Origin of the sequence: Micromonospora noduli, from assembly GCF_003264365.1 — a bacterium.
Taxonomy (GTDB): Bacteria; Actinomycetota; Actinomycetes; order Mycobacteriales; family Micromonosporaceae; genus Micromonospora; species Micromonospora noduli.
Window position 1 is genome coordinate 85074 of the sequence record NZ_PYAK01000010.1, and the last position, 16675, is coordinate 101748.

Annotated in this window: 17 protein-coding genes; 10 read left to right on the plus strand and 7 right to left on the minus strand. The window is 72.6% G+C overall.

The window, feature by feature from the left end; translation table 11 throughout:
- Positions 1–109: 109 nt before the first annotated feature.
- Genes GUI43_RS10810 through GUI43_RS10820 form a run of 3 tightly spaced genes read left to right on the plus strand, consistent with a single transcriptional unit; the run spans position 110 to position 4329 of the window.
- Positions 110–859, plus strand: coding sequence for an ABC transporter ATP-binding protein (locus GUI43_RS10810; protein ID WP_167457660.1), 750 nt, complete (start codon positions 110–112; stop codon positions 857–859).
- On the plus strand, positions 853–3276 hold the full coding sequence (locus GUI43_RS10815; protein WP_249037713.1) for an FtsX-like permease family protein: 2424 nt from the start codon (positions 853–855) through the stop codon (positions 3274–3276). Before GUI43_RS10810 ends, GUI43_RS10815 begins: the two co-directional genes overlap by 7 nt.
- 42 nt (positions 3277–3318) lie before the next feature.
- On the plus strand, positions 3319–4329 hold the full coding sequence (locus GUI43_RS10820) for a hypothetical protein (protein ID WP_112698721.1): 1011 nt from the start codon (positions 3319–3321) through the stop codon (positions 4327–4329).
- A 1-nt stretch (position 4330) separates the two neighbouring features.
- Here GUI43_RS10820 and GUI43_RS10825 read toward each other — a convergent pair whose 3' ends face one another.
- The 4 genes from GUI43_RS10825 to GUI43_RS10840 are packed head-to-tail and all read right to left on the minus strand — an operon-like array spanning position 4331 to position 7369.
- Positions 4331–4894, minus strand: coding sequence for an SOUL family heme-binding protein (locus GUI43_RS10825; protein ID WP_112601809.1), 564 nt, complete (start codon positions 4892–4894; stop codon positions 4331–4333).
- Positions 4895–4926: 32 nt separating this feature from the next.
- Positions 4927–5676: a YqeB family protein gene (locus GUI43_RS10830; protein WP_112698722.1), complete on the minus strand. Its 750-nt coding sequence runs from the start codon at positions 5674–5676 to the stop codon at positions 4927–4929.
- 2 nt (positions 5677–5678) lie between these two features.
- A complete protein-coding gene (locus tag GUI43_RS10835) occupies positions 5679–6476 on the minus strand; it encodes an ABC transporter permease (RefSeq protein WP_112582272.1) in 798 nt (265 codons plus the stop codon).
- Complete coding sequence (locus tag GUI43_RS10840) at positions 6473–7369, minus strand: ABC transporter ATP-binding protein (RefSeq protein WP_091397128.1); 897 nt, start codon at positions 7367–7369, stop codon at positions 6473–6475. Before GUI43_RS10840 ends, GUI43_RS10835 begins: the two co-directional genes overlap by 4 nt.
- Before the next feature lie 132 nt (positions 7370–7501).
- Here GUI43_RS10840 and GUI43_RS10845 point away from each other — a divergent pair, with 132 nt between their 5' ends.
- From GUI43_RS10845 to GUI43_RS10860, 4 genes are all read left to right on the plus strand, one after another.
- The gene (locus GUI43_RS10845) at positions 7502–8755 is read left to right on the plus strand and encodes a sensor histidine kinase (protein ID WP_112601807.1); all 1254 of its coding nucleotides are present in this window, start codon (positions 7502–7504) and stop codon (positions 8753–8755) included.
- A complete protein-coding gene (locus GUI43_RS10850) occupies positions 8734–9465 on the plus strand; it encodes a response regulator transcription factor (RefSeq protein WP_112698723.1) in 732 nt (243 codons plus the stop codon). Before GUI43_RS10845 ends, GUI43_RS10850 begins: the two co-directional genes overlap by 22 nt.
- 96 nt (positions 9466–9561) lie before the next feature.
- Positions 9562–10986: an ATP-binding protein gene (locus GUI43_RS10855; protein ID WP_283016229.1), complete on the plus strand. Its 1425-nt coding sequence runs from the start codon at positions 9562–9564 to the stop codon at positions 10984–10986.
- A 145-nt stretch (positions 10987–11131) separates the two neighbouring features.
- A complete protein-coding gene (locus tag GUI43_RS10860; protein ID WP_225855057.1) occupies positions 11132–11485 on the plus strand; it encodes a hypothetical protein in 354 nt (117 codons plus the stop codon).
- Between the two features lie 103 nt (positions 11486–11588).
- On the opposite strand, the gene GUI43_RS10865 is transcribed toward GUI43_RS10860, so the two are convergent.
- Positions 11589–12368, minus strand: a complete 780-nt coding sequence (locus tag GUI43_RS10865; protein WP_112582264.1) for a D-Ala-D-Ala carboxypeptidase family metallohydrolase — start codon at positions 12366–12368, stop codon at positions 11589–11591.
- Between the two features lie 305 nt (positions 12369–12673).
- On the opposite strand from GUI43_RS10865, the gene GUI43_RS10870 reads away from it, so the two are divergent.
- Both GUI43_RS10870 and GUI43_RS10875 read left to right on the plus strand, forming a co-directional pair.
- The gene (locus GUI43_RS10870) at positions 12674–13312 is read left to right on the plus strand and encodes a DUF6642 family protein (protein ID WP_091393643.1); all 639 of its coding nucleotides are present in this window, start codon (positions 12674–12676) and stop codon (positions 13310–13312) included.
- A gap of 42 nt (positions 13313–13354) precedes the next feature.
- A complete protein-coding gene (locus GUI43_RS10875; protein WP_112582263.1) occupies positions 13355–13819 on the plus strand; it encodes a PPOX class F420-dependent oxidoreductase in 465 nt (154 codons plus the stop codon).
- A 23-nt stretch (positions 13820–13842) separates the two neighbouring features.
- On the opposite strand, the gene GUI43_RS10880 is transcribed toward GUI43_RS10875, so the two are convergent.
- Together GUI43_RS10880 and GUI43_RS10885 are read right to left on the minus strand one after the other, a co-directional pair.
- Positions 13843–14484 (minus strand): NAD(P)-dependent oxidoreductase, encoded by a 642-nt coding sequence (locus tag GUI43_RS10880; protein ID WP_112698725.1) that lies wholly within the window; start codon positions 14482–14484, stop codon positions 13843–13845.
- Between the two features lie 52 nt (positions 14485–14536).
- Positions 14537–15769, minus strand: coding sequence for a serine hydrolase domain-containing protein (locus GUI43_RS10885; protein ID WP_112698726.1), 1233 nt, complete (start codon positions 15767–15769; stop codon positions 14537–14539).
- A 96-nt stretch (positions 15770–15865) separates the two neighbouring features.
- Here GUI43_RS10885 and GUI43_RS10890 point away from each other — a divergent pair, with 96 nt between their 5' ends.
- Positions 15866–16459 (plus strand): pentapeptide repeat-containing protein, encoded by a 594-nt coding sequence (locus GUI43_RS10890; RefSeq protein WP_112582257.1) that lies wholly within the window; start codon positions 15866–15868, stop codon positions 16457–16459.
- The last annotated feature ends 216 nt before the right edge of the window (positions 16460–16675 follow it).

Genomic DNA, 16675 nt, shown 5'->3' on the forward strand with positions numbered 1-16675 from the left:
GGACGACGTACCGGCGTGTGCGGGCCGTCGACTCCACCCGGGGGAGGGCCGCAAAGTGCCCGCCCCGGCCCGACGCGCCGCACCCGCCGCGTTCGGCACGGTAACGGTCATGACCACAGACACGGTGACCCTGACGGGGCTGCGCGCGGTGTACGGCACCGGAACCCGGCGGGTGACGGCGCTCGACGGCGTGACCACCGGCTTCGCGAGCGGCACGTTCACGGCGGTGATGGGCCCCTCCGGCTCGGGGAAGTCCACCCTGCTGCACTGCGCGGCGGGGCTGGACCGTCCGACCGAGGGGACCGTCACGATCGACGGCACCAACCTCAACGACCTCGGTGAGGACGAGCTGACCCGGCTGCGGCGGGACCGGATCGGCTTCGTCTTCCAGGCGTTCAACCTCGTGTCCACGCTGACCGCGGCGCAGAACGTCGAGTTGCCGTCGCGCCTGGCCCGCCGCCGCCCGCCGGTCGGGGACGTCGCCGCCGCCCTCGACGCCGTCGGCCTCGCCGACCGGGCCGGGCACCGGCCGAGTGAGCTGTCCGGCGGGGAGCAGCAGCGCGTCGCCGTGGCCCGAGCGTTGATCACCCGTCCGGCGGTGGTCTTCGCCGACGAGCCGACCGGGGCGTTGGACAGCGCCTCCTCCCGGCAGGTGCTCCGGCTGCTGCGGGCGCTCGTCGACGACCACGGGCAGACCGTCGTGATGGTGACCCACGATCCCGCCGCCGCCGCGTACGCCGATCGGGTCCTCCTGCTGGCCGACGGGCGCGTCGTCGACGAGCTGACCGGCGGGATCACCGCCGCCGCCGTCGCCGCCCGGATCGCCGAGCGGGAAACCGTAGCGGAGTCGTCGTGCTGAGCGTCCGGCGGTCGGCAAGCGCGTTCGTGGCCGTCGCCATCGGGGTCACGCTGGTCGCGGCGGCAACCCTGCTGCTAGCCTCCGGCCGCCCGCAGGTGCCGGACCGGCTGGCGCGGGCGGCGGTCGTGGTGCAGAGCCCCGAGGCGGGTGCGTCCGCTGACGAGTTCGTGCCGACCCGGCCCTGGTCCGCCACCACGGCGGCGGAGTTGGTCGGCAGGCTGGCCGGTCTGCCGGACGTGGTGGCGGCGGTGCCGGACCGCACCTTCTACGCGCAGCCGCTCGTCGACGGCCGACCCTCGGCCGCCGAAACCCGGCGCGAGGACGCCTACCAGGGGCACGGCTGGTCCAGCGCCCAGCTGGGTGGGCTGCGACTCACGGCCGGCGAGCCACCCCGCCGGCCCGGCGAGGTGGTCGTCGACAGCGCGCTCGGACTGCGCGCCGGCGCACCGGTCACAGTGCTGACCGCTGTGGGCCCGGAGTCGTACACCGTCAGCGGCCTGGTCGACGGACCGGGCGTCCATGTCGCGGACGCTGTCGCCGCCACGCTCGCTCCCGGCGTGCGGGCCATCGGGCTGGTGCTCGCGCCGGACGCCGACGCCGAGCGGGTCGCCACGGCGGCTCGCGGAGTCGTCGGCGTCGACGGACGGGTGCTCACCGGTGACGCCCGTGGTGCGTTGGAGCCGCGCGGCGACGCCCGTACCCGGTGGATCGGCATGCAGGTGCTCACCGCCACGGCGGCCCTCGCCGGCTTCGTCACGGTGTTCGTGGTCGCCTCCACCTTCGCGTTCACCATCGCGCAGCGCCGCCGTGAGCTGGGCCTGCTGCGCGCCGTCGGCGCCACCGGACGCCAGGTCCGCCGCATGGTCCACACCGAGGCGCTCGCCGTCGGCGTCTCGGCGGGGCTCGTCGGCCTGCTGGTGGGCGCAGCGCTCGCCCCGCTGCTGGGTCGGCTGCTGGTCGACGTCGGCTACGAACCGTCGACCTTCCGGGTCCGCTACGAACTCTGGCCGATCGCGGTCTCGCTCGCCGCCGGGCCGGTGATCGCGTTGCTGGCCGTCTGGTCGGCGTCGCGCCGAGCGGCGCGGGTCCGCCCGTTGGAGGCACTACGCGATGCCGCCGTGGAACAGCGACCGATCGGCCGGCTGCGTGCCGTCACCGGGGCGCTGCTCCTCGCGGCGGGGGCCGCTCTCAGTCTGGGTACGGCGACCGCCGACGAGGCGCGGGTGGGGGCGCAGTACGCGCTCTACGCGGTGATGGCGCTGGTGGCCGGCACGACCGTGCTCGCCCCGGTGGTGGTCGGACCGCTGGTGTGGCTGCTGCGTTCTCCGGTGCGTCGGCCCGGTGGCGCGATCGGGATGCTGGTCCGGGGCGGGGCGTTGACAGCGACCCGGCGGACCGCCGCCATCGCCGCGCCGGTACTGCTCACTGTCGCGTTCGCGGTGCTGGTGTCCGGGATGGTGCGCACCAGCACCGCCGCGTACGCGGCCGGTCGGGCGGACAACGTGAACGCCGGCTGGATCGTCGTGCCGGACCGCGCGCCCGGCCTGTCCGACCGGGCCGTCGCCGCGACCGGTGGCACCGCGCTGCTGCCGACCACCGTCTACCGCACCGACCCCGGAACGTCGCCACCGGACCGGCCGATGACCGCGCTCGGCGTGGATCCGGAGGGCTTCGCCGCAGCGAACCGGGTGCTCACCGTGGTCGCCGGTTCGTTGAACGACCTGAGGGGCGACGACACGGTGGTGGTCACCGCCTCGGCGAACCGGCTGCCGTCCGAGCCGTACCCGGTGGTCTTCGCCGACGGGACGACTGTGTCGTTGCGCGTCGTCGCCGTGGTCGACGACACCTCGATCCCCGGCGACCTGCTCGTGCCGCGGGCCGTGGTGCGGGCGCACGACCCGTCGGCGCTGACGTCCACCGTGTACGTCCGGGACCGCATCGATCCACCGGTCGGCGCGCGGATCCTCGACGTTCCGGGCTGGGCGGCCGAGGCGGACGCCGCCGAGGACCGCCTCGTCTGGCTCTTCACAGTGCTGCTGATCGGGGTGTCCGCCGGCTACGGGGCCATCGCGGTGGCCAACACGCTGCTGCTGGCCGCCGCCGGCCGCGCCGCGGACCTGCGGCTGATCCGGATGGCCGGGGCGACCCGACGGCAGGTCATCTGGCTGGTCACGGCGGAGTCCGCCCTGGTGGTCCTGATCGGCGCGCTGCTGGGTGGGGCTGTCGCGTTCGTTGGTCTGCTCAGCATCAGCGCCGGCCTCGCCGAGCAGGTCGGTGCTCCCGTCGATCTGGTGATGCCGTGGTCGGTGGTCGTCGGGGTGGTGGGGCTGTGCCTGCTGCTCGCGGTGCTGTCCAGTGTGTTGCCGACGTGGCGGCTGCTGCGTTACCGCCCCGCCCGCTCACCGGTCGGCGGATGACCGCGCCCCCCGCACGGGCGGTGGGCCCGTTACCGTCCACGGATGCGATCCGCGCGCCCGGTCGGGCTGCTCCTCTCCGCCGCCGCCGTCGCGCTCTGGGCGTACGGCATGACCACGTGGCAACCGCTGACCGAGCCGCTCGGTCCGTGGTCGGAGAGCCTGCCGGGCAACAACGCCTACTGGGCGCGCGACCTGCGGTTCATGGCGATCATGGCGGTGCCGCTCGGGCTGGTGCTGGCCGGGCGCGGGCAGGTGCGGTGGAGCGGCCCGGCGGTGGTGCTGGGCGGCTGCTGGATCGCCGCCGACGTGGCTGTCGACCGGGCCGACCCGATCGGCCTCGACGCGACGGTGCTGCTCGCCGTCGCCGGCTACGCCGCGCTCGCCGTGGTCGTGGCGCTTCTGCTCTGGTGGGAGCGCGCCGCGCCGCAGACGCGGGAGCCTGGCACGACTCCGGCCGCCGACCGGCGGGTGCTGACCGGGGCGGCCTGCGTGGCCGGGGTGCTGACGCTGGTGGCGGCCGCTATGGAGTCACCGACCGACCGGGAGCCGGAGCTGAACCAGGGCGCCCTGGCCACCGCGGCGCTGCTGGTGGCAGTGGCCGTCGGCGCCGCGCTGGCGGCGGCTCCGGCGCGGACCCGGGTTCGCGTCGGGCTGGCGGCCGGCCTCGTCGTGGCGGCCCTGCTCGGCGTCGGGCTGGTCCGTGCCGCCGCGCCCGGTGAACGACTCCTGCCGGAGGCCGCTCTCGGGGCGGTGCTGCTCACCGGGGTCACAGTGCTGGCCTGGGACTGGCCGGGTGGTCGGCCGATCTGGTGGCACCACGCCCTGGCCGCGCTCGTCGCGCTGGTGGGCCCGTTGGTGTTCCTGGTGGCCACGGCCGTCCCGATGATGCTCCTGCTGCCGATCGGGGCGAGTTTCACAGCGCTGGCCGGCAACAGCCCGATCAACGCCGCCGACTCCGATCTGCTGGTCTCCCTGGCCGGGCTGCTCTCGGGGCTGGGTATGGCAGTGCTGCTGGCGCGGCCGAGCGTCGAAGACCGTCGGCGGCTCAGGTAGCTCACTCGACGACCGGCAGCACCACCTCGTTGCGGCGCAGGAACCACGGCTTCCACGGCGGGTCGAAGCGCGCGTACCGGATGGCGCCGGTCGGTTGCAGCCCGGCGGCGGTCACCGACCGGCCGAGCATCGTGGCCCGCTGGCTGAACGCCTGCTCCGTCCACCGCCCGGAGAACCGCATCGCCGCCGCCAGCCGCGCCGGAACCGCGCGGATCCGTACCCGGGCGTCCACCGGCTCGGGCAGGGTGGCGGTGGTGAAGCTGGCCGGCATGACGAACTGGATCAGGTACGCGCCCGGCCACTCACCCTCGATCTGCACCACCGGCACCGTCATGGCGATCTTCTCCGAGCCGCCGGCCGCCGCCGTCGCCGGCGCGGCGGAGCCGATCGGGTGCCGGGCCCGATTGGCGCCACCGATGTACGCGGCCAGCGGCCGGAACGCCTCGATCGGCGCCCTGGTGAACGACGCCTGGATCTGCATCTCGGCCACCAGGTGGGCGGGGTACCGACGCAGCTCGAAGCCGGGGTGTCGGGACACCACCCGGTACGGCTGCTGTTCGGTCATCGCGCGGCTCCCAGGGTCTGCTGGGACAGACGCTACCGCCCGTCCGGCTCCCGCTCGGCCGAAGTCGGCTGCTCCGGCCCGGGGGCGAGGGCCCGGGTGGTCAACCGCCAGTACTGCCGCTTGCCCTCGTCGCGCAGCACCACCCCGATCTGGCCCAGCTCGCGGCGCAACTCCCGGGCGTCGTCGCGGCGGTCCCGCTCGATCGCCCGGTCGCGGGCGCGCAGCAGCGCGTCCGCGCCGGCCGGCAACCCGGGCAGGTCCGGAACCCACAGCCGGTACGCCGACCGGTGCGGGTCGTCGTCCGCCCAGCCCCAGCCGTGCGCCCGGAACGCCGCCGCCAGTTGGGCGGCCGGCAGGTCCGTCGACTCCCGGACCAGTTCCGCGCCGTCGGCGTCCAGCAGCACCAGGTGCTTGTCGGCGAGGAAGACCACCCGGGTGTCGACCCGGGCGATGGTCCGGTTCTCATCGGAGCGGCGCAGCTGGACCTGCGCCCCGTCGACGGTGACGATCAACCGTTCGGCGGTGCCGATCCCGGCGATGACCAGGCCGGCCAGGACGCCCACCCCGATGGTGCCGGCGGTGGCCTGCGGCTCGGGCAGCCGGTCCAACCACTCGATCAGGTCGCCGAACGGCACCCAGGGCAGCCGGGCGAGCCAGCCCGTCGCCGCCGCGAGGAGCCATCCGGCGCCCGCGCCGAGCAGCGGAAAGCCACCCCACAGGACCGCCAGCTCCAGCAGGCCGCCGCTGACCACGGTGCGCGGACGGTAGCTGGCCATGTCCATGGTCAGGACACCTCGCGGCGGAGCGTCCGGAACAGCCCGGCGGCCAGCGGGAGGACCATCCAGACCAGCAGGGACACCACAATCCGTCCCCACTGGCCCCCGGTCAGGGCGTCGCTGCTGAACAACGGTTCCATGGTCTTGCTGGTGTCCAACCATTCGGAGGGACCGCGCAGCGGCTTGACCATCTCGCCGAGCACCCCCCACAGGGTGGGCAGCAGCAGGTAGCCGACGATCGCCAGCGGCGGGTTGAGCAGCAGCAGACCGAAGGCGGCACCCATCAACACGCTGGTGACCTGGAGGATCCCCGCGTTCAGGACCAGCGACCAGTCGAACTCCCAGGTGCCCGCCCCGCCGGTGGCGGACGCCACCAGCGTGCCGACGGCGGCGACCGCGAGGCTGGCCAGCACCGAGGCGAGCGCGGTGAGCATCACGGCGAACAGCTTCGCGGCGACCACCCGCTCCCGGCGGGGCACCAGGGCGTACGTGGTGAGCGCGGTGCGCTGCGACCACTCACTGGTGATCGACAGGATGCCCAGCACCGGCAGCAGCACCGACACCGGCAGCAGTGAGGGGACGAAGAAGTTGAGGAAGGTCTGGTCGGCCTCCCCGGCGTAGATCAGTTGCAGGATGACGATCGCGGCGGTGGTCAGGCCGATGGTGATCAGCAGCCAGCGACCGGCCCGGGTGTCGACGAGCTTGCGCAGCTCCACGCCGGTGAGCCGGAGCAGCGACGGTCGACGTACCGGAGTGTGGTGCCGGGGCGCGACGGCGCCGGCGGCGGGCGCGGTGGTGGTGGTCATCGGACGGCCTCCTTGGTCGATTCGCCGGCGGTCAGGGTGAGGAAGAGCTGTTCGAGGCCGCCGCCGCTGGCGGGGCGCAGCTCGGCCAACGCGACGCCGGCATCGGCGGCGGCCTGGCCGACCGCCTCGGCGTCGGCCTGCACGAGCAGCCCCTCCGAGCTGTCGGCGGCGCTCAGGTTGGCCACCTCCAGCGCCCGCCGCAGCGCCGCACTGTCGCGGGCCCGGACCACAGTGCCGCCGCCAGCCAGCAGCTCGTTCTTGTCGCCCTGGGCCACGATCCGGCCGCCCCCGATAACCACCAGCCGGTCCGCGACCGCCTCCACCTCGCGCAGCAGGTGGGAGGAGAGCAGCACGGTGCCGCCCCGGTCGGCGAAGTCGCGCAGCAGGCCGCGCATCCAGAAGATCCCCTCCGGGTCCAGACCGTTGGCCGGCTCGTCGAGGATCAACACCCGGGGGTCGCCGAGCAGCGCGTGCGCCAGCCCGAGCCGTTGGCGCATACCCAACGAGTACGCCCGTACCCGACGCTTCGCGGCCACCGCGTTCAACCCGACCAGGTCGAGCTTCGCGGCGACCTCGCGCCGGTCCAGACCCATGGTGTACGCGGACAGCGTCAACGCCTCGCGGCCGGTGCGCCCGGCGTGCTGGGCGGAGGCGTCCAGCAGCACCCCGACCTCCCGCCCCGGGTTGGGCAGCTCCTGGTACGGGTGCCCGGAGACCGTGGCGCGGCCGGCGGTCGGCGTGGTCAGCCCGCAGATCATGCGCATGGTCGTCGACTTGCCGGCGCCGTTGGGGCCGAGGAAGCCGGTGACGGTGCCCGGCTCGCACTGGAACGACACGTCGTCCACGGCCGGGTGTGGCCCGTATCGCTTGGTGAGGTTCTCTACGGTGATCATGCGGTTGAGCCTGCCCGCGCCGCCCGGCCATCCGCTGCGGCCACCGGTCGGTGCCCCGTCGACCTTGGTCGATCATCGGATCTCGACTTTGGTAGCTGGTTGTCGGGCCCCGATGCTGCCTAGCATGGGCGCGTGACCAGCCTCGCCGTCCCGGAGCACCCCTGGCTGCTGCCAGGGGAGCTGGTGGTGCCGGCTGACCGCGGGCGTACGCGTCCGCGTCGCACCACCCGCGACTGGATCGTGGACAGCGTCGCGTTCCTGGTCTCCCTGCTCTGGGTGCTCTTCGCCACCGCCGACGCCCTGTCGCCCGACCCGGCGATGGCCACTCCGCTCCCGCACGACTGGATGACCGGTGCCGACGCCGTGATCGGGTTGGTCTGCTGCGGGCTGCTCTGGATGCGCCGCCGATGGCCGCTCGGGCTGATAGTGGCGACGACACCGCTGACGCTGTTCTCGATGGCCGCCGCCATCCCGCTGCTGATCTTCTACTTCACCGTGGTGGTGCACCGGCGGACCGCCATCGCGATCGCGGTCACCGGTGCCGGTCTCGTCACCAACCTGGTCTTCAGTTGGACACGCCCGGACCCGAGCATGCCCTACTGGGCCACCGTGTCCTGGGGAGTGGTGCTCAGTTTCGCGGTGCTGGCCTGGGGGATGTTCGTGCGGGCCCGGCGGCAGTTGATCGTGTCGTTGCGGGAGCGGGCCGAGCGGGCCGAGGCGGAGCAGCAGCTGCGGGTCACCCAGGCCCGCCACCTCGAACGCACCCGGATCGCCCGGGAGATGCACGACGTGCTGGCCCATCGGATCTCGCTGCTCAGCCTGCACGCGGGTGCGCTGGAGTTCCGCCCGGACGCGCCGGCCGACGAGGTGGCCCGGGCCGCCGGGGTGATCCGGGGCAGCGCGCACGCCGCCCTCCAGGACCTGCGCGAGGTGATCGGGGTGCTCCGCGCCGAGGACGACGGTGCCGGCGACGCCCCCGAGCCGCCGCAGCCCACCCTCGCCGACCTGCCGGCCCTGATCGCCGAGTCGCGGTCGGCCGGGGTGCGGGTGAACGTCAGCGACAGCGTCGCCAGCCCGGGGGAGGTGCCGGCGGCGTTGGGCCGGGCCGCGTACCGGATCGTGCAGGAGGGGCTGACCAACGCCCGCAAGCACGCTGCCGGCGCGGCAGTCACCGTGGACGTGGCCGGCGGGCCGGGCGCCGGGCTGACCGTGGCGATCGGCAACCGGTGGCCGGTCGGCGCACCGGCCGGCGGCACCTTGCCGGGTGCCGGCACCGGCCTGGTCGGCATCAGCGAACGGGTGACCCTGGCCGGCGGGCGACTCGCCTACGGCCGGGACGACAGCGGTGACTTCCGGCTGGCCGCCTGGCTGCCGTGGCCGGCGTGACCAGCCCTGCCGGCGCGGCCGGGCCGGCCGACGCGGCCGCGCCGCCGGTACGCGTGCTGATCGTGGACGACGACGCGTTGGTCCGGGCCGGGCTCTCGATGATCCTCGGCGGTCTGCCGGACCTGACAGTGGTCGGCGAGGCGGCCGACGGCGGCGAGGTGCCGGCTGCCGTCGCCGCGTACGCCCCGGACGTGGTGCTGATGGACATCCGGATGCCCCGGGTCGACGGGCTGACCGCCACCGAGGCGCTGCGTGCTCAACCGCACCCGCCGGAGGTGCTGGTGCTGACCACCTTCGACGCCGACGAACAGGTGCTGCGGGCGCTCCGCGCCGGGGCGGCCGGTTTCCTGCTCAAGGACACCCCACCGGCGGAGATCGTGCGCGCCGTACGCCGGGTCGCGGCGGGCGAGGCGACGCTCTCGCCGACGGTGACCCGGACGTTGATCGCCCACGTGACCGCGGCCGCCCCTGGCCCGGTCGGCCCGGACCCGCGCCGCGAACGGGCGCTGCGGCTGCTCACCGGGCTCAGCGAGCGGGAGCGGCAGGTGGCGGTCGCGTTGGGGCGGGGCCGCACCAACGCGGAGATCGCGGGGGAGTTGTTCATGAGCGTGGCGACGGTGAAGGCGTACGTCTCCCGGCTGCTGACCCGACTGGAACTCAACAACCGGGTCCAGGTGGCGCTGCTCGTGCACGACGCCGGCCTCGTCTGACGAGGCCTTCGCCGGGGTCAAGGGCCGGACACACCAACGCGGATGAGGTTACACTCATTTTTGGTTGTTCCATCGTTGGTTGTGTCAGGAGTGATCGTGGACGGCTTTGTCGGACGGGACCGTGAACTCGACCTCCTGGGCGCCATGCTTTCTCGGGTGCGACGGGGCGGCCGTGCTGGTCGGCCTGGGCGGGCCCTTCTCATGCGCGGTCGGCGGCGGGTGGGCAAGTCCCGACTGGTCGAGGAGTTCGTGGAGCGGGCCGAGGTGCCGTACCTCTTCTTCACCGCCTCGGCGCAGCCGACCGTCGCAGCCGAGCTCGCCCTCTTCGTGGAGGAGGCGGCCGCCTCGACACTGCCGGGTGCGCAGATCCTTCGGGAGCAGCAACCACAGACCTGGGACGCCGCGCTGACCCTGCTCGCCGCCGCGCTGCCGTCCGACCGGCCGAGCGTCGTCGTCCTGGACGAGATGCCGTACCTCATCGCGGGCGACCCGGGTTTCGAGGGAACGTTGCAGAAGGTCTTCGATCGCGAGTTGTCCCGTCGACCGGTTCTCCTGATCTGCGTCGGATCGGACCTGGCCATGATGGAAGCCCTCAACGACTACGGCCGGCCGTTCCACCAGCGAGCCACGGAGATGGTCATTCCGCCGCTGAGCCCGGCCGACGTCAGCGACATGCTCGGCCTGTCCGCCGCCGACGCGTTCGACGCCTACCTGGTGTCCGGCGGTTTGCCGCTGATCCTCGACGAGTGGCCGACCGGTGCGTCGGTCCACGAGTATCTGACCGACGCGGTACGGGATCCGACCTCTGCCCTGCTGGTCAGCGGCGAGCGGGCACTGGCGGCGGAGTTCCCGCCCCAGTCCCAGGCGGGGCTGGTGCTGCGGGCCATCGGCTCCGGTGAGCGGACCTTCTCGCTGATCTCCCGCGCGGCAGGGGATCTTCCGCAGGCGTCCCTCAACCGCGCCCTGCGCCTGCTGACCCAGAAACGGGCCGTGGAGGTCACCGTTCCGCTGTCGACCAAGCCGTCGCGGGAGACCCGGTACTCGGTGGCCGATCCGTACCTGCGTTTCTGGTTGTCGTTCCTGGGGCCGCACCTCTCCGAGATCGAGCGGGGGCGGGGCGACCTGACCCTGGACCGGATCGACCGGTCGTGGACGTCCTGGCGAGGGCGAGCCATCGAACCTGTCGTCCGGGAGGCGCTGCGCCGGCTGCCCAGTGACCATCTACCGGCGGAGGCGGCGACGATCGGCGGCTACTGGACCCGGACCAACGACCCGGAGATCGACATAGTCGGCGCCGACCGTGCGCCCGTCGCTCGGAGCATCAGCTTCGTCGGATCGGTCAAGTGGCAGGAGAACCGACCCTTTGACGCGCATGACCTGGGCCGACTGCTCCTGCACCGGTCCCAGCTTCCCGGCGCCGACGAATCGGTGCCGGTCGTCGCCGTGTCGCGCAGCGGCACTGCCGTCGACGGCATCCGGGTGCTGTCGGCGGAGGATCTGCTTACCGCGTACCGGAATTGAACTTTCGTCCGGTGTCCGCCGTACCCATGGCCGAGGATGTCGGTGCGGTAGGTCCGCCGTACCGCTGCCGAACTGCGGGAGGCCTGCCGTGCGAGTTGGTGAGCAGTCGACGGATCCCATCGATCAGGTACTGGGTGAGGTGCCAATGCCGGCACCACTGACCCCGGAGGATGTCCGGCTCGCGGTCCGGGCGGTGGTCGTGCACACCGCCGAGGAGTGGCCCACCGGGCCGCTGTGCCGCAACGACGGCGCCTCCTACCCGTGCCGGCTGCACCGCTGGGGGCGTCGGGTGTTGGAGACACACGGGCTCAACGAGCGGCAGATCGAGGCGTTGATCCGGCATGGCAATCCGTTTGTGCACGTGCCGTTCCCGTTCACGGCGACCGGGCCGTCGCGGCAACAGGCCGCGCGAGTCGTCCCCCAGGGGGTACGGCCCACCGCTGCTGGCCGGCCGGTGACTCCCCCCGTCACCGCGCCGCGCTGGCCCCGGGCGAGCTGAGCGCGCTACCCCCTCCGCCCATCCGACCCGGGGCGACACGACGTCGGCCCGGCGCGAAGATTCCCCCTCCGCGTCGGGCCGACGTCGCTCTGAGCGGGTGGGCTCAGTTGCCAACCCCGCAGTCCGGGGCGGACCAGCTCGTCGTGTTCGAGCTGTCGTCGCTGTTGTTCTCCCGACGCGAGTCGACGTGCACGTGGTCGTCGTGGTCGGGGTAGCCCGGCCCGTAGATCCCACTGAAGCCGTTGTTACGGGCACCGCGGGCGACCTGGCACAGCGAGGACGTCCGTGAGGTCACGTCGGCCGCGTTGCCGTACAGGTGTTGGCTGTCGGACGCGCCGCCGACCTGGTTGTTGCAGGCGCGACTGCGGAACCCACTCGACACGTAGAGCGGCTTGTCACCGAGGCCCTTGCGCAGCGCCTCCAGCTTCCACATGGTGCGCAACGCGTTCTGCTTGGTCTGGTTCGCCGACAGCGGGCCGCCGCTCCACCCGCTCCCGCCGCAACCGTTGTCCAGCTCGCCGTAGGTGAAGTGTGCGGGCGTGCAGTCGTTGTCCTGGAGTTGGTACAGCTTGGCGAAGGTCTGTGGGCCGGCGATGCCGTCGGCGCGCAGCCCGTACGCCTGCTGGAACCGCTTGACCGCGGCGGCGGTCTTCGGCCCGTAGCGGCCGTCGTTCTCCACGATGTCCCGGTAACCGGCCCACCCGGCGACCCGGATCTGCAACTGGCGGACGTCGTCGCCGGAGCGCCCCTGGCTCAGGGTGCGGTTCCAGGTGTAACAGCCGTCCGCGTACGCCGCCGGTGCGGCGATCACCGTGGCGATTGCGGCCCCGGGCAGTGCCAGGGCGAATGCGACAGCGACCCGCTTCAAGGTGTTTACGCGCACAGAAGTCCTCCCGATAGGAGAGCGAATGGGGTGGCACCAGGACATCGACCGAGAAGTCCCGTGATTTCCACCCTCGCACTGATCAGTGCCGTTGGAGGTGGTTAACGAGAATCGTGCTCACAATCTGCTGTCCCTGGGTATTGGCTGGGAATTCGGCTGATTTGCGAAACAGCCATTTCCGTCCGATCACCCCGGCTGCGGTCAAGGGCACCGAACGTCGCAATCTGCCACACGGAGGGTGATGTTCCCGGGGCGATGGCGGCCGGTAACGTCAGCTGCGGGGCGGCGGACTGGCGGAGGTGCGCGTGGCACGCGGTGGCGTCTTCTGTGTCGAGGGTCAGTGGCACCGTGACCTCAACGAGCGGGGCTCGGTGCTGCCCACGCTGGAGCTGCTGGAGCGGCTGGGCAAGATCCGCTTCATCCACAAGGACGCGGCCACCCGCGACGAGTTGTTCTACTTCCTGGACCGTTGGCTGCTCAAGCAGTACGCCGACCACCGGGTCGGCTTCTTCGCCATGCACGGTGAGCCGAGCCGGCTCTGCCTGACCGACTGGCAGTCGGTGGAGTTGAACGAGGTGGCCGAGCTGATGGCTGGCCGCGCGGAGGGGCGGCGACTCTATTTCGGCAGCTGCTCGGTGCTGCGCGCCTCGGACGCGGTGCTGCGCGAGTTCCTGGAGGTCACCGGAGCCGCTCTGATCTGCGGTTTCACCCGGGAAGTCGACTGGGTCGAATCGGCGGCCTTCGAAACCGTGCTCCTCGACGTGCTCGCCAACGGCCAGCGACACAATGCCGCCGAGCTGCGGATGGGCTCCGCCCACTGGGCTCCGCTCGCGTCGTACCTCGGCTTTCGGGTGATCTACGCCAACGGTCGGGCCTGGCGTCCGTCCGGCCGCCCGCGGGTGCCCACCCAGGCGGTGCACCGCGCCGCGGCCCGACCCCGCTGACCCGCCGCCGCCGCTGCGCCCGCACCCTGGTAGGAACGGGGAATGGCACGCAGCATCGCAAGGAACACCCGGGTCGACCGGGACGGCCTGCTCGACTTCCTCCGGCCGCGGCACCGCGTCGTGCTGATGACCACCCGCGCCGACGGGCGACCGCAGTCCTCCCCGGTCTCCGCAGGGGTCGACGGGCAGGGGCGGCTGGTCGTCTCCACCTACCCCGAGCGGGCCAAGGTGAGCAACCTCCGCCGCGACCCCCGGGTCTCGGCCTGCGTGCTCAGCGACGACTGGAACGGCCCCTGGGTGCAGATCGACGGCACCGCCGAGGTGCTCGACCTGCCCGAGGCACTGGAGCCCCTGGTCGAATACTTCCGCAGCATCTCGGGCGAGCACCCGGACTGGGACGACTACCGGGCGGCCATGGTGCGTCAGGGCAAGTCGCTGATCCGGGTCACCATCGACGCCTGGGGTCCGATTGCCACCGGTGGTTTCCCGGCCCGCCTCGCCGACTGACCGCGGCTGGCCCCGCAGCCGGGTCAGTACGCGGCGGTGAAGCGGGCGTTCGGGTGTCGCGGCTGCTCGATCTCGTCGATGATCGCCACCGCCAGGTCCTCATAGGTGAGCACCGAGCGGCCCTGAGCATCGGTGACCGGCTGGTCGGTGCCGGTGCGGTAGTGCCCGGTGCGAGCGCCGGGGTGGAACTCCAGCGGGGGTGGCGAGACATACGTCCAGCTCACCCCGTCGGCCGCCGTGCGGTAGTAGTCCAGCGCGTCCGCCTGCCCCAGCGCCGATTCCCGGTACTCCGCCGGGAAGTCCGGTTCGTCGAGAATGCGGGTGCCGCCCGGGGTGAGCAGGGTGGACCCGCCGCCCAGGTGGATGATCCGCGGTGCGGCCGGCATCCCGCGCAGCGTGCTCACCAGGTTCTCCGCCGCGTTCCGCCACAGCTCGCGCTCGCCGCCGCCGATCGCCACGACCAGCGCGTCGGCGTCCGGCGCCAACTCCCGGACACTCCGCTCGCTGGTCGCGTCGCCGGTGACCGTCCGCACCCCGGCCGGTAGGTACGAGGTGGCCTCCGGGCGGCGGACGGCGGCGATCACCCGGTGCCCCCGGTCGACCGCCTCGGAAACGACCCGCGAACCGGCGGTGCCGCCCGCGCCAAACACGACGATGGTGCTCACCAGCTCAGGCTAGGGACTGGGCCAGCTCACGGTTGGTGGAACGACGATCCCGTCAGTCGATCAGGGCGGCGTAGACGAGCTGGCGCAGCTGAGAGCGGAGCGGGTAGGTGCTCGACGGCATCAGCTGCGTGAACAGCAGCGCGGTGATCTCCTCGGCCGGGTCGACCCAGAACGCGGTGCTGGCCACCCCACCCCAGTAGTACTCCCCGACGCTGCTCGGCACCCGACTGGGGATCGGGTCGTCGACCACCGCGAAGCCGAGGCCGAAGCCGATCCCGTCCAGGGTGGTCTCGGCGAAGCCGCCGGTGGACAGGGTGCCCAGGTCCTGACCGCCGGGCAGGTGGTTGCGGGTCATGAACCGCACAGTGCGCGGCCCGAGTACCCGGACGCCGTCCAGCTCGCCGCCGCGCAGCAGCACCTGCGTGAATCGGTGGTAGTCGGCGGCGCTGGAGATCAGACCACCACCGCCGGAGAGCAGCGTCGGCTTGCTGAAGGCGAGCGACCCCAGGCTGTCGTAGCGGACGGCCCGGCCGCCGCGCGGTTCCGGTACGTAGAGCGCGGCCAGCCGCTCGGCCTCGTCGCCCTCCACCCACCAGCGGGTGTCGGTCATGCCGAGTGGGCCGAAGATCCGGTCGGCGAAGAACGCGTCGAGGCTCTGCCCGGAGATCACCTCGACGAGTCGGCCCAGCACGTCGGTGGCGACGGAGTAGCCCCACGCCGAGCCGGGCTGAAACAGCAGCGGCAGCTCGCCGAAGGCCGCGCAGGCGCCGGCCAGGTCGACGTCCGCCGGCGGGTACAGGTCGTAGCCGGCGGCCCGGTAGAGGCCGTCGACCACCGAGGTCTGCATGAAGCCGTACGTCAGGCCGGCCGTGTGGGTGAGCAGGTGCCAGACCCGGATCGGCTCGACCGCCGGCACCGTGTACGGCTTGAGCGCCGACCCCTTGGAGTAGACCCGCAGGTCGGCGAACTCGGGCAGCCAGCGGCTGATCTCGTCGGTCAGCTCGAACCGGCCCTCCTCCCACAGCATCATCGCCGCGACCGAGGTGACCGGCTTGGTCATCGAGTAGATCCGCCACAGGGTGTCGGCCTCGACCGGTGCGCCCGACTCCCGGTCGCGCAGCCCGTACGTCGAGGAGTGCGCCACCTCTCCACGACGGGTGACCACCACCTGCCAGCCGGCCAGCCGGCCGTCGTCGACGTACCGGCCGAAGTGCTCGTCGATCCGCGCGAGCCGCGCAGTGTCGAAACCGATCTGATCCGGGTCCTTGCTCCGAGCCACACTCACGACGCCGAACGTACTCGCCGGTACACCGCCACCGGAAGGGGGCCGCCGCCGGCCTGCCGGCCGTCGGCTGCCGGCGGCGCCCACTAGCCTGGCCGGATGCCGGAGTTGACCGAGGACGTGACCTTCCGCAACGAGGACTGGTACGGCGAGGAGCTGACCGATCGGCACTTCGTGGGTTGCGAGTTCTTCGGGGTGGACCTGACCGAGGCGGTGAGCAGGGGCGCTGTCTTCACCGGGTGCACGTTCGGCAACGTGGCGTTCAACGCCTCCCGACATGTCGACTCCGCCTTCACCCGTTGCGTCTTTCGGCGGTGCAACTTCTTCGAGGCCGAGTTCACCGGCTGCAAGCTGGTCGGCAGCACCTTCAGCGAGTGCGATCTGCGCCCCTTGACGGTGGACGGCGGTGACTGGTCCTTCGTCGCGTTGCCCGGTGCCGACCTGCGTGGCGTCCGGCTGACCGGGGTGCGCATGCGCGAGGTGGACCTCACCAGGGCCAACCTCACCGGTGCTACGGTCACCGGTGTCGATCTTTCCGGGGCGCAGTTGACCAATGTCCGGCTCGGCGGCGCCGACCTGCGGGGCAGCGATCTCACCGCGCTGGACCCGACGGTCGTCGAACGGGCCGGCGCCGTGATCGACGTCGAGCAGGCCGTGGTCGTCGCGCAACTGCTCGGCTTCCGGATCGGCTGACCCGAAGGCGCTCCTGGTCTGCCGAAGTGCCCGTCCGGGCGGGCCGGGTTGTCCGACAGCGTCCCATTGTGGGCTGGACACGTCCGGTAGTCCGGATCTAGCGTGTCGTCCACGCCCGGGTAAACGTGAAACTGCCCACAGTGGATGGTGTGGTCCTCGGCGGTGCAAAACGGCCGGGCGGCGGAGTTGGAGGGGTCGGTGGCGGACGAAGACCGC

Coding starts and splice junctions, on each gene's coding strand:
- GUI43_RS10810 (WP_167457660.1), top strand. CDS start 110: ATGACCACAGACACGGTGACCCTGACGGGGCTGCGCGCGGTGTACGGC.
- GUI43_RS10820 (WP_112698721.1), top strand. CDS start 3,319: ATGCGATCCGCGCGCCCGGTCGGGCTGCTCCTCTCCGCCGCCGCCGTC.
- GUI43_RS10825 (WP_112601809.1), bottom strand. CDS start 4,894: ATGACCGAACAGCAGCCGTACCGGGTGGTGTCCCGACACCCCGGCTTC.
- GUI43_RS10830 (WP_112698722.1), bottom strand. CDS start 5,676: ATGGACATGGCCAGCTACCGTCCGCGCACCGTGGTCAGCGGCGGCCTG.
- GUI43_RS10835 (WP_112582272.1), bottom strand. CDS start 6,476: ATGACCACCACCACCGCGCCCGCCGCCGGCGCCGTCGCGCCCCGGCAC.
- GUI43_RS10840 (WP_091397128.1), bottom strand. CDS start 7,369: ATGATCACCGTAGAGAACCTCACCAAGCGATACGGGCCACACCCGGCC.
- GUI43_RS10860 (WP_225855057.1), top strand. CDS start 11,132: ATGCCGGCACCACTGACCCCGGAGGATGTCCGGCTCGCGGTCCGGGCG.
- GUI43_RS10875 (WP_112582263.1), top strand. CDS start 13,355: ATGGCACGCAGCATCGCAAGGAACACCCGGGTCGACCGGGACGGCCTG.
- GUI43_RS10890 (WP_112582257.1), top strand. CDS start 15,866: ATGCCGGAGTTGACCGAGGACGTGACCTTCCGCAACGAGGACTGGTAC.